The sequence below is a fragment of the Labilibaculum filiforme genome, assembly GCF_002843315.1.
GTDB classification, from domain to species: Bacteria; Bacteroidota; Bacteroidia; order Bacteroidales; family Marinifilaceae; genus Labilibaculum; species Labilibaculum filiforme.
Genome location: NZ_MVDD01000001.1, coordinates 19,969 through 33,151 on the forward strand (window position 1 = coordinate 19,969; position 13,183 = coordinate 33,151).

General features: G+C 34.4%; 11 protein-coding genes. 7 read left to right on the forward strand and 4 right to left on the reverse strand.

Annotated elements, in window-relative coordinates; all coding sequences use genetic code 11:
• Positions 1-134 precede the first annotated feature (134 nt).
• The 6 genes from guaB (at position 135) to BZG02_RS00125 (ending at position 8,133) form a co-directional block, all read left to right on the forward strand.
• Entirely contained in the window at positions 135-1,604 is a 1,470-nt protein-coding gene (gene guaB, locus BZG02_RS00100) for an IMP dehydrogenase (protein WP_101259377.1), read from the forward strand.
• 84 nt (positions 1,605-1,688) lie between these two features.
• Positions 1,689-3,305 carry a peptidylprolyl isomerase gene (locus BZG02_RS00105; RefSeq protein ID WP_101259378.1) on the forward strand — a complete coding sequence of 539 codons (1,617 nt, stop codon included), beginning with the start codon at positions 1,689-1,691 and terminating at the stop codon, positions 3,303-3,305.
• Positions 3,298-4,140, forward strand: a complete 843-nt coding sequence (locus tag BZG02_RS00110; protein WP_101259379.1) for a hypothetical protein — start codon at positions 3,298-3,300, stop codon at positions 4,138-4,140. The genes BZG02_RS00105 and BZG02_RS00110 overlap by 8 nt, the downstream gene beginning before the upstream one ends.
• A 10-nt stretch (positions 4,141-4,150) precedes the next feature.
• Positions 4,151-5,503 carry a peptidylprolyl isomerase gene (locus tag BZG02_RS00115; RefSeq protein ID WP_101259380.1) on the forward strand — a complete coding sequence of 451 codons (1,353 nt, stop codon included), beginning with the start codon at positions 4,151-4,153 and terminating at the stop codon, positions 5,501-5,503.
• Positions 5,504-5,581: 78 nt separating this feature from the next.
• Complete coding sequence (locus BZG02_RS00120; RefSeq protein ID WP_101259381.1) at positions 5,582-6,547, forward strand: AAA family ATPase; 966 nt, start codon at positions 5,582-5,584, stop codon at positions 6,545-6,547.
• A gap of 5 nt (positions 6,548-6,552) precedes the next feature.
• Positions 6,553-8,133 carry an OstA-like protein gene (locus BZG02_RS00125; protein WP_101259382.1) on the forward strand — a complete coding sequence of 527 codons (1,581 nt, stop codon included), beginning with the start codon at positions 6,553-6,555 and terminating at the stop codon, positions 8,131-8,133.
• Positions 8,134-8,152: 19 nt separating this feature from the next.
• Here BZG02_RS00125 and BZG02_RS00130 read toward each other — a convergent pair whose 3' ends face one another.
• The 3 genes from BZG02_RS00130 to BZG02_RS00140 form a co-directional block, all read right to left on the reverse strand.
• Complete coding sequence (locus BZG02_RS00130; RefSeq protein ID WP_096428124.1) at positions 8,153-8,374, reverse strand: DUF2795 domain-containing protein; 222 nt, start codon at positions 8,372-8,374, stop codon at positions 8,153-8,155.
• A gap of 61 nt (positions 8,375-8,435) precedes the next feature.
• Positions 8,436-8,996, reverse strand: coding sequence for a cob(I)yrinic acid a,c-diamide adenosyltransferase (locus tag BZG02_RS00135; protein WP_101259383.1), 561 nt, complete (start codon positions 8,994-8,996; stop codon positions 8,436-8,438).
• 96 nt (positions 8,997-9,092) lie between these two features.
• Entirely contained in the window at positions 9,093-9,860 is a 768-nt protein-coding gene (locus BZG02_RS00140) for a hypothetical protein (protein ID WP_101259384.1), read from the reverse strand.
• Positions 9,861-10,094: 234 nt separating this feature from the next.
• On the opposite strand from BZG02_RS00140, the gene recG reads away from it, so the two are divergent.
• Complete coding sequence (recG, locus tag BZG02_RS00145) at positions 10,095-12,200, forward strand: ATP-dependent DNA helicase RecG (RefSeq protein ID WP_101259385.1); 2,106 nt, start codon at positions 10,095-10,097, stop codon at positions 12,198-12,200.
• 120 nt (positions 12,201-12,320) lie between these two features.
• Here recG and BZG02_RS00150 read toward each other — a convergent pair whose 3' ends face one another.
• Complete coding sequence (locus tag BZG02_RS00150) at positions 12,321-12,791, reverse strand: hypothetical protein (protein ID WP_101259386.1); 471 nt, start codon at positions 12,789-12,791, stop codon at positions 12,321-12,323.
• Between the last annotated feature and the right edge of the window lie 392 nt (positions 12,792-13,183).

Genomic DNA, 13,183 nt, shown 5'->3' on the forward strand with positions numbered 1-13,183 from the left:
AGACAAATATCAAATTAAAAATAGTAACTTTTGAAATGAATCAACTAATTAACACTTTTTAGAATTCAGAACAATCTCTGTTCCACTATTTTTTTGTAATTTCGCATGCAATTTAAATCTAAAATTATTGCATAATGTCATTTGTATCTGATAAAATTATTTCTGACGGCCTAACTTTTGATGATGTACTTTTAGTTCCTGCGTACTCTGAAGTATTACCAAGAGATGTAAATCTTAAATCCCGTTTCACTCGTAACATTACTCTGAACACCCCAATTGTTTCAGCAGCAATGGATACAGTAACAGAATCGGCATTGGCCATCTCGATTGCTCGAGAAGGAGGAATTGGAGTCATCCACAAAAACATGAGTATCAAATCTCAAGCCAAACAAGTTATGACTGTGAAAAGAGCAGAAAATGGGATGATCTATGATCCTATTACTATTGCTTCTTACAAAACAGTTAAAGATGCATTGGCATTGATGAAAGAATTCAAAATTGGAGGAATTCCGGTTGTTGAATCAGACAAATCGTTAACAGGTATTGTAACCAATAGAGATCTTCGTTTCGAATTAGACATGGATCGTCCTATTTCTGAGGTAATGACCAAAGATAATTTGGTGACCACTTCGGTTTCAACCGATCTTGAAAAAGCAGCCGCAATTCTTCAAGCTTATAAAATTGAAAAATTACCTGTTGTTGACTCTGATAATAAATTAATTGGTTTGGTTACCTATAAGGATATTACCAAAGCAAAAGATAAACCTTTGGCATGTAAAGATGAAAAAGGAAGACTTCGAGTTGCTGCTGCAGTTGGTGTTTCAGGCGACACGCTTGACAGGATTGAAGCATTAGTGCATGCTCATGCCGATGCAATTATTATCGATACTGCTCACGGACACACAAAAGGCGTAGCGGATTTACTTAAAATTGCAAAGAAAAGATTTCCAGACATGCAATTTGTGGTTGGAAACATTGCAACTCCCGAAGCTGCTTTATTTTTAGTGGAAGCTGGTGCTGATGCTGTTAAAGTTGGTATCGGTCCGGGTTCTATTTGTACTACACGTGTCATTGCTGGTGTTGGTGTTCCTCAGCTTACCGCGATTTACGAAATTGCTAAAGCCCTTGAAGGAACAGGTGTTCCGGTTATTGCTGATGGTGGTTTGCGCTATTCAGGCGACATTGTGAAAGCAATTGCTGCTGGTGCAGATTCAATAATGGCAGGTTCGTTATTTGCTGGAGTTGAAGAATCTCCTGGAGAAACAATCATTTATAATGGTCGTAAATTTAAATCGTACCGAGGTATGGGATCTATTGAAGCCATGCAACAAGGATCGAAAGACCGTTATTTTCAAGATACTGAAGACGATATTAAAAAACTGGTTCCGGAAGGAATTGTAGCTCGTGTGCCTTACAAAGGAACACTATATGAAGTTATTTATCAGTTAGTAGGTGGACTAAGAGCCGGAATGGGTTATTGTGGTGCCGCAAATATTGATGCGCTTCATAATGCTAAATTTGTAAAAATAACAGCTTCGGGTATGGCAGAAAGTCATCCTCACGATGTTGCGATTACTCGCGAAGCTCCAAATTATAGCAGATAGTTATATCTGATATTTCATGGTAGCTTGTTTCATACAGGCTACCATTTTTTTTTTGCGATTCAATGAACCTATTATATCTGTTACATGAAGAGAGTTCTCTTTTATCTATCGATAGTGTTGTGTTGCCAAATGGCAAGCTTTGGACAACAGTATCCAATAGATACTCTTTTTACTATAAATAATACTCCATTCGCTTCGCAAGAGTTTGAATACCTTTATCAGGAAAACAATCAACTGCCCATTAGAGAAGCTCTAAATTTGTATATCTTGTTTCAAATTAAACTATCCGAAGCAAAGAAATTACAGATAGATACTCTACCCGAAATAAAACACGAACTTCAGGTTAACAGAGACATTGCTCTGCACTCCTTTCTTTACCCAACAATCGTAAGCGAAGAAAAAATTCAGGAAGCTTTCCAACGCATTCAATATTTTCTGAAAGCCAGACATATTTTGGTAAAAATTAACAAACGAGGCAACGATACTCTTGCAGCATATCAGGAAGCACAGAAAATTTATCAGGATCTTTTAAACGGAAAATCCTTTGAAAAATTAGCTCACAAACAATCCGACGATCAATCGGTAAATGCCAACAATGGTGAATTAGGCTATTTCACTGCCTTTGATATGGATTATGTGTTTGAATCAAGTGCCTATCATTTAAAAATTGGGGAATACTCTGCCCCAATAAAAACTCAATTTGGCTATCATATTATTCAAATTCTAGAAAAAATACCTAATCCGGGTAAAGTAAAAGTAAGAAACATACTACTTGAATATAAGGCCAAAAATGAAGCAGTAAAAAAGCAAAAAATAGATTCTCTGTATACTTTACTATTGAATGGAGAGGACTTTGAAGAAATAGCAAAAAAATATTCTGAGGATAAAAGATCTGCTCCATCGGGTGGAATTATTCCATGGTTTGGACTTTTTGAAACTCACCCTAAAATTGAGGAAACTGTATTTCAGTTAAAGCTTGGCGAAATTGCAGCGCCCGTAAAAACAGACTTCGGCTATCATATTTTTCAACTTATCGACAAAAAGGATTATTCCTCATTAGCTAATTGTAGAGATGAAATTGAACGATTAATAGCATCGGACAGTCGATCTAAATTAAGTCCTGAAGAATTAATTTCTAAAATAAAAAAAGACAGTCATTTTAAGGAAAACAGACATCTTCTTTCCAATTTCTATTCCATTTTAGATTATGCATATGCCGATTTAGTAGATCCATTATTCACAATAGCAGGAAAAGAATATACTCAAGAAGATTTTGCAGACTATCTTAGCCAGCAGGCCTCAAAAGATATTTACGAAAATTTTATAGAATACATCAACCGAATTTACGATAATTTCTCAAACAATAGTATCTTAGCCTTTTACAAAAAACAGTTACTTGAGAACAATAGTGAACTTGAAAATTTGGTGCTAAATTACGAAAACAGAGTCTTGGTTCTTGCTATCACCAAATTAAATGTTTGGTTACCGGCAAAACACAATAAGAAAGGCCTGATGGAATTCTATCAAAAACAAAAAAATAGATATAACACCAATGTTGCTTTTGAAAGCATTAAACAAGAAGTTACTTCTGATTACAAAATGTATTTGAAAGAAATGTGGGAAACTAAATTATGGGAAAATTACAAAGTTAAAATCTCACAATCAGCATTAAACAAAATAGCAACACAACGAAATGACTAAATATTCCTTACTAATACTTCTAGTTGTAATTTTTTATTCGTGTAATCCGAACAAAAGTGAGAACGATAAACCAGTAGCAAAAGTAAACGACAAAATTCTTTATTCAAGCACCGTTAATGAGGTAATTCCGGTTGGTATCAGTAAAGATGACAGTTTACTTATTGCCAACAATTATACCCATCAGTGGGTAAAAAAACAACTTCTTATCTCAAAGGCAGAATTGAATTTAAGCGATCAGGATAAAGATGTTAGTAAAATGGTGGAAGATTATAGATCGTCCCTTATTATTCACAAATATCAGCAACAATTAATCGAACAAAAAATTGACACTTTAGTGAGTCAATTCGAAATCGATAATTATTACAGAACCTATTCAGCCAATTTTGTTTTGAACCGAAACATTCTTAAAGCTTTGTATATAAAAGTACCTATTCCGGTACCTAATCTTGCTATCATCCAAAAACTTTACAAATCGGACAAAGAGGACGATTGGTCGGAATTGCAGGACTACTGTTTTCAAAATGCAACAAAATTTGATAATTTTAACGATCGTTGGATTTATGCTCAAGAACTTTTAAATAAGCTTCCCGGAAAAATAGGCGATGAAGACCAATTTCTGAAAAGAACAAAAAACTATGAAACAAGCGATTCAACGCATCATTATTTTGTGAAAATTCAGGAGGTTGAACTAAAAGATAATCTTGCACCTTTACCTTTTGTAAAGGAAGACATTAGAAAAATATTATTAAACAAACGTAAAATTCAGTTTATTAAAAATTTGGAAGAAAACATTTACAGAGATGCCGAATCCAAAAACAAATTCAAAATTTATTAATCCATAAAATATGCGTAACATTTTCAAGAAATTCAATACTCTTTTAGCCTTGATTTTAATTGGCGTTTTTTCGGCCAATGCTCAAGATAATATGGTAGATAAAGTAATTGCTGTTGTTGGGAATCAGGTGGTTCTAAAATCGGATGTAGAAAATAGATTTTTAAGTCTGCAAGCTCAGGGATACACATCCGGAAGTGTTGATTTAAAAACCGAGATTTTTGAAGATCTTTTGATTCAACAACTGATGATTGCCCAAGCGCAAGTGGATAGTATCGAGGTAACCGATCAGGAAGTTGAGGAGCAACTGGAACGTAAAATGGAAATGTATATTCAACGTATTGGTTCCAAAGAAAAACTAGAACAATATTTCAATAAAAGTATTCTGGATATGAAAAACGATCTTCGTGATGATACCCGCGACGAACGTATAAAAGAAAAAATGCAGGCTGAAATCACAAAAAACATTCACATTACTCCTGCCGAAGTTCGAGAATTTTACAATTCTATTCCTGCCGATAGTTTGCCAACTATTCCTGGCGAACTTCAAATTCAACAACTTGTAAAATACCCTCAGGTATCGGATGATGAAAAAGATAGAATTAGAACCAAATTAAGAGAGTATCGGGAAAGAGTAGCCAATGGCGATAGTTTTGCTACCCTTGCAGTACTTTATTCGGAGGATCCAGGAAGTGCACAAAAAGGTGGAGAACTTGGATACACACCTCGATCTAGTCTGGTTACTGAATTTGCAAATGTTGCTTTTAATTTAAAAACAGATAAAGTTTCTAAAATTGTTGAAACCGAATTTGGATTCCATATTATTCAACTAATCGATAGAAAAGGAGAACGCATAAATGTTCGTCACATTCTTCTAAAACCACAAATTGAAGAAGAAAAAAGAATTGCAGCAACCACAAAGTTAGATAGTATTTCCGACTTAATTCGTGAGGATAAAATGGACTTTGCACAAGCCGCCTTCTACTTCTCCGATGATAAAGACACTAGAAACAATGGAGGATTACTTGTAAATCCTTATACTGGAGCATCTAAATTCGAAAAAGATAATTTACCTCCTGCAGTATCTAAAGCAATTAACGAATTAAAAATTAATGAAATATCCTCCCCTTTTCTAGATATTACCGGAGGTAAAGAGGCCTATAAAGTAATTCGAATTAAATCGGAAACAAAAGCACATAAAGCCAATCTAGCGGATGATTGGAGTATATTTGAAAATATGCTGACAGGTGAAAAACAACAAAAAATTCTGAACAAATGGATTTTGGAGAAACAAGACAAGACTTACGTTCATGTTGACGACTCCTATAAAAATTCAAAATTCCGATTCAAAGGCTGGATAAAATAAACAAATACCGATATTTTTCTCAGACACAGCCTATGCTGTGTCTGATTTATTAACGGCAATAATTAATAAAGGAAGCTTATGAATTTTACAACTGAAGTTGAAGCTGCAAATGCCCTTCAGGCAGATTACCAAAAGTTAACTGCTGAAATCAAGAAAAAAATTTACGGGCAAGATGATATTATCAAAAAAGTATTAATCTCCATTTTTAGTAATGGACATTGTTTGCTTGTTGGAGTTCCTGGCTTAGCAAAAACACTTCTGGTAAACACCATAGCACAGGTTCTCGATTTAAAATACCAACGAATTCAGTTTACACCCGATTTAATGCCATCGGATATTATTGGAACCGAAATACTGAACAACGAGAGAAAATTCAATTTTATTCAAGGTCCTTTGTTTGCAAACATTCTGCTTGCTGATGAGATAAATAGAACACCTCCTAAAACCCAATCAGCACTTTTGGAGGCGATGCAGGAAAAGATGGTAACGGTAAACGGTAAAACCTACCCGATTAAAAAGCCATTTTTTGTGCTTGCTACTCAAAATCCTATTGAACAAGAAGGAACCTATCCTCTTCCCGAAGCGCAGCTGGATCGATTCATGTTTAGTATCTATTTGGACTATCCAAAAATAGAAGACGAATTGGCAATTGTAGAAAATACAACTTCTGGCAAAGAAATTGTTCTTAATAAAATAATAACGGCTGAACAGATTCTGTATTATCAGAAATTAATTGAGAAAGTACCAATTAATAGAAACGTATTAGAATATGCCGTTAATTTGGCCGCAAAAACACGACCAAATACCGAGCATTCACATTCCATGGCAAACGAATACATTAATTGGGGTGCTGGTCCAAGAGCGTCGCAATATTTGGTGATAGGTGCTAAAACCAACGCATTACTATCTGGAAAATATTCTCCAGACATTGAAGATGTAAAGGAAGTTGCAGTATCCATTCTTCGCCACAGAATCATGAAAAATTATAAAGCCGAAGCCGAAGGAATTAGTATTGAAAATATTATACAAGAACTATTAAAGTAAAAAAAATGCTTAGCACTGCTAACCGATATATCATTTTATTCTTAACCGGCATTTTTTGTCTGTTAAATCTTTCGGCTTCTGCTCAAAAGAAATCTAAAGTTCAGATCAGGAATTCAAATACTGCTGAATTTATAATGAATACTAATCCTGCAATAAATAAATTTTTAGGTGATGTTTTCATCACGCATGGCGATATAAAAATGTATTGCGACAGTGCATATCAAGTAAAAGAACTAAATACTCTGGAAGCATTTGGAAATGTGCATATTATTAATGCCGACACGGTTCATATTTATGGCGACTACCTAAAGTATTTTGGCAACACAAAATTCGCTGAATTAAGAAATAATGTGAAACTGCAAAATAAATCGGTTACCGTTACTACTCATTTTCTTGATTTTGATATGAATGAAAGCGTTGGGTACTACTATAACGGTGGGAAAATTGTTGATGCTAAGAATGTATTAACAAGCGATATTGGAAGGTATTACACCAAGCAGGAATTACTATTTTTTAAAGATAGTGTTAAAGCTGTAACTACCGATTACACTTTGTATTCGGATACTTTAAAATACCACACAGTAAGCAAAGTTGCTTTTATTTTAGGACCAACTAAAATTGTTGGCGAAAAAGAAACCTTGTATTCCGAAAATGGTTGGTACAATACGCAATCCAATATCTCTCAATTTTTTAAGAATACTACTCTTGACAGTAAATCGTATCAAATTAAAGGCGACAGCATTTACTTGGATCGAAACAACGAACTTGCTCGTATTTTTAAAAATGTGGAATTGCGCGATACGGTGAATAATTTAATTTTGAAGGGAAATTACCTAGAAACTTTTAAAAATACAGAAGAAGCTCTCATGACTGATTCTGCTGTTTTTATTCAAATTACCGAAGGTGATTCATTATTTCTGCATTCTGATACCCTGAAAATTGAAAAAGACACCGCTAAATTTGAACGGATTAAAGCTTTTCACCACGTGAAATTTTATCGTAAAGATATGCAGGGCATTTGCGATTCGATGGTTTACACCATGCAGGATTCTACCATTCGACTATTTAATAATCCGGTCCTATGGTCGCAGCAAAATCAAATGGTAGCAGATACTATTGGTATTCAAACAAAAAATGAAGCAATTCGTTACCTGCACTTTAGAGGATCGGCTTTTTTAACAGCAAAAGAAGACACCACCTTTTACAATCAGATAAAAGGACGGAATATGCTTGGCCACGTTAAAGAGAATAAGCTTTACAAACTTGATATTAGAGGAAATGGAGAAACGCTATATTACCCTGTTGATAAAAAAGTAATTATGGGAATGAACATTGCCAAGAGTAGTAACATCAATATTCTTATCGAAAATAATAAGATTGATAAAATTATATTCCTGAAAAAGCCCGATGGCAATATGTATCCTCTTTTTGAAGTAAAAAAGGAAATGAAATTCCTGAAAGACTTTCAATGGCTTGATGAATATCAACCGAAATCGAAGGAGGATATATTTATCTGGAAACAGTATACTCCAATTAGAAAATTGAATACTTTGCAAAAAAAACCATTAAAAAAAGGGACTTTATAAAGTCCCTTTTTTCTATATTTTAATATTCATCTTCGTTGAATAGGAAATCTCCTTTGCTTGGATAATCTGGCCAGATATCTTCAATACTTTCGAAAATTTCACCTTCTTCTTCAATTTCCTGCAAGTTTTCAATTACTTCCAACGGAGCTCCAGAACGAATTCCATAATCAATTAACTCATCCTTTGAAGCAGGCCATGGTGCATCCTCTAATTTAGTTGCTAATTCAAGTGTCCAGTACATATATCTAATATTATTTTAATGATCCTTAATTATTCTGCGAATATAATTTTTTTTTTTGAATTTACAAGTCCGTCTTCCATTTTATTTCATCAGCCCCAACATCCAGCAAAACCTTACGAGACAGCACAAATAAATAATCCGAAAGTCGATTTAAATACTTCAATAAGAGAGGATTTACATCTACATCACTTGATAATTGATTAGCCCTACGCTCCGCTCTTCGACAAACAGTTCTGGCAACGTGGCAAAAACCATTGGCCACACTACCTCCGGGCAGTACAAAGTTATTGAGTTCAGGTAGCTCTTCATCCATTCGATCCATCTCTTTTTCCAATAAAAGAATATCTTCTTCAAGAATTGGTAACTTTCCTTTCAAATCAGATTTTTCATCATCAGTTGCCAGTCTGGAACCTATCAGAAACAATTTATTTTGAATCACCAACAAAATTTCTTTTGATTTTGCTTCAATTTCGTGCGAACGAATTAATCCAATATAAGAATTTAGTTCGTCAACCGTTCCATAAGCTTCTAATCGTAAATGAAACTTTGGAACTCTTGTTCCACCAATCAATCCTGTGGTTCCGGCATCGCCGGTTTTTGTATATACTTTAAATTTAGTCATTTTGTATTTTTTAATTGGCTCTCGATTTCTACAATATTTTTATCGTTATTCGTAGCGCTTCTACAAAGATAAAATTTCGTAGAAATATTGCAATAGTTAAAATCGATGCTTTCTTACATAATCCTGTTTCTGCATTCCCTCCCTCGAAATCAATATTCCCAAATAAAATAAATCAAGACTTACCGAAATTCGCTCTAACTTCTTCATTTGCCTCCAAAACTGGTTAATAGCATCGTTTTTATGCGGATTTTGAACCACCACCATACATTTACCGGCCAACAAATGTTCATAATTTTGCAAAAAATCAGATAGTATTTCACTACTTGTGTTTTCAGAAAAAACCAGGAAATCAAAATTTGGATTCTCCTTCAAAATCTCCTGATAATCGAAGTTCTTGAGATTCCGAAATTCCATATAATTCTGAAAAAGATCATCCGAATAAGTAGCAAATACATCTCCCCGATCCAGACATGCTATCTCTTTTCGAGAATCGAGTTTTGCCATATAAACGATTGACAATCCAATTCCACCACCACAATAGGCAGCTTTTTTAGCTTGCCAAAAATTCATTAAACGAAACAACAAACGATCCAAACCCTCGGTCGATTTTACAATTTGAATTTCCTCTTTGTACTTCTTTATTAAAGATTTCTCAACTTCATTATTTTCCAATTTATTTTTTAATGCGTTGGCAATGATTTTTCGATAGGGAAACAATTGACCGAATGCATAATAGGTTAATTTTGCCTCGATTACATTCACAATTAGGTGAAAAGTAAAAGGCGAATGTACCCCAAAGCCTTTGCGACGAAATGCCTTTAAGCGATATAAACGTTTTTTTAATTTGTAGTGGATTCGACCCATATTTAGAATAAAGTAGAAATGGCGAATTTACTCGTAAATTTGAATTTCTTCAAATTCTTTCGCCAAGATATCACTTGTTACAAACATTATCTAATTAAGATTAAACATTCATTTCTTTAAAATAAAAGTTTTTCAATTTACTTTTGTTACTACTTTTAGATTTTTAAAATGTTTTTTTCACAAAAGGAGATAGTTTTTTATCTTTTCCTTTTAAATAGAATTAGAATCCTTAGAATGTCAGAATTAGCTGGACTCGACATAAAATTTTTAGCCGGAGTTGGTCCCAAACGGGCCTCCATCCTTAATCAGGAATTATCGATTTATAGTTACGAAGATTTACTGTATCATTTTCCCTACAAATATATCGACAGAACCAAGTTCTACGAAATTAGCGAAATACACTCCAAACTACCATACATTCAGGTAAAAGGAGAAATAATTAGCATTGAGGTAATTGGAGAAAAAAGACAACAACGACTAGTCGCTAATTTTACCGATGGTAAAGGAGTTATGGAACTAGTCTGGTTCAAAGGAATTAAATACATTAAAGCAAGCCTTAAACCAAAAACGGAATATATAGTTTTTGGGAAACCTTCCGAGTTTAATCGGAAAATAAATGTGGTTCATCCGGAACTCGAAGAGAATGAATCCAGAAATGGCAAATTGAATGCTTCCCTGCAAGCTTTTTATCTAACTACCGAAAAGATGAAAAGCAGTTTCCTTAATTCGAAAGCCATTCATAAACTTCAGGAAAATGCCCTGCAATCTTTAAACGGGAAAATACCAGAAACACTTCCTGCAAGTCTAACCAGTAAATTAGGATTAATAAATCTTCATGAAGCACTTATGCAGATTCATTTTCCTAGTAATACCGAAATCTTAAAAAAAGCAACCTACCGCCTAAAATTTGAAGAACTGTTTTACATTCAACTTAACATTCTTAAAATGAAGATGAAGCGCAAAGTGCTTTATCGTGGTCATCAATTCACTAAAATAGGAGAAAACTTTAACCAGTTTTTCCAAAACAACCTGCCTTTCGAGCTCACCGACGCTCAAAAAAGAGTGGTAAAAGAAATTAGAAAAGATGTAGGTTCGGGAAAACAAATGAATCGACTCCTACAAGGAGATGTGGGGAGCGGAAAAACAATGGTTGGGTTGATGTGCATGCTTATAGGACTGGACAATGGCTGTCAATCCTGCTTAATGGCTCCAACAGAGATATTGGCAAACCAACACATGGAATCAATCTGTGAATTTCTAGAAGGGCTGCATATTAAAGTTGCTTTGCTTACCGGATCAACCAAGCAAAAAGATCGAAAAATAATTCATGAACAATTATTGAGTGGTGAATTGCAAATTTTAATTGGAACACATGCACTTTTAGAAGATATTGTACAGTTCAAAAACCTAGGATTGGTAATAATTGACGAACAACATCGATTTGGAGTTGCTCAACGGGCTCGTTTGTGGAAAAAAAATAACATTCCTCCACATATTCTTGTAATGACTGCAACACCTATTCCCAGAACACTTGCCATGACCCTTTACGGGGATTTGGAAGTTTCTGTAATAGACGAACTGCCTCCGGGAAGAAAACCGATACAAACGGTTCATTACTTCGAGAAAAGAAGAAAACAGGTATACGATTTCATGAAAAAACAGATTGATTTAGGTCGACAAATTTACTTAGTTTATCCAATGATTAAAGAATCTGAAAAAATGGATTATAAAAATCTGGAAGAAGGATACGAGAGTGTTTCCCATTATTTCCCCACCGAAAAATATGGCATTAGTATGGTGCATGGAAAAATGAAACCAGCCGAAAAAGACGCCGAAATGCAACGTTTTGCAAAAGGAGAAACGCAAATAATGGTGGCAACAACAGTAATCGAAGTTGGTGTTAACATCCCCAATGCTTCGGTAATGATTATTGAAAGTACCGAACGCTTTGGCTTATCTCAACTTCATCAGCTTCGAGGTAGAGTTGGTCGTGGAGCCGAACAATCGTACTGCATTCTTATGTCGTCTTATAAAATTTCCAACGAATCGCGAAAGCGAATTGAAACCATGGTGCGCACCAACGATGGTTTTGAAATTGCCGAAGTGGATTTAAAACTTCGAGGTCCTGGAGATATTGAGGGAACGCAACAAAGTGGTATTTCTTACGACTTAAAAATAGCCAACCTTGGTAAAGACGGACAATTACTAAAATATGCAAGAGATGTAGCCCAGGAAATACTCGATAAAGATCCCTTGCTGGAGAAGGAAGAAAACTTTATACTAGCAAAACAGGTTAAACGACTTAGTAAAACCAAAATAAATTGGAGTGTAATTAGTTAAATCCAACTCGTAACAGCTAAGAAACCAAACCAGCCTGCTTTTTCACTTGTAACCAATAAGCAAAAAAAAACAGCGAAAACCAAGGTGTGTTTCGCTGTTAGTAACTTTATTATTAAAAGCTTATTCTACTGCAAAAAAATGAGCCGCTCCCACTTCCCCTTTATTTATTTCTGTAAAAAAGTTCTCGCTCATCGTCTCCTCATGACTTACTGAATCGACATAATTAGCAGTAATCTTTACTTTACCATTTTCTTTCACCTTAATTTTCACATAATTGTACACATAGCCATCGCCTAAAGGATTCGCAATTAGCTTGGATGTAGAACTCACAACAAAAGCTTCCAGGTTTCGAATTGATCCTTTCGCAAAAAATTCCCAAGTCTCAAAATTCATTCCACCTACGGCATCCACACTTTTATCCTCAATTTCGTTGTCGCTTATTAACTGACAATCTTTATAATAAAAAACCGCTTTAACTGTTTTGCCCTCTTTTAAAGCATCCATTAACTGTTCAAAAGATTCTAACTTTTGAGTTTTTGCCATTAATAAAGCTGGCATCAACAAAAATGCCACTAATAAAAATTTCTTCATGAGTCTGTTTTTAAAATTAAACTATTAAAGTAAGAATCTTTTTGCCAGACTGCTTTACCTCTTCCCGTATTATTTTTTCTGTAATAATGCATAAAATACAAACAAACATTCTATCAGATATTTACGAAACAAACATTCCTGCACAGAAAAACATGGAACCGAAGCTAATTTTAATCGAGGAAATAGATCTACCTTATTCATACTAAATCTAAATTACTACGATTGCAAAACAGAGTCAAATTACCGATTTTTTTCGATAATAGCTGAAACTAACTGTATTCAACAGAGATACAAGAAAAATTGTAATCTCTAGTTTACAAAAGTAGGGAAGTCGCTCTATTTAAACACACTATAAATTGACTTTTACCAGAATCGAATGTGTTCTAAAGTGT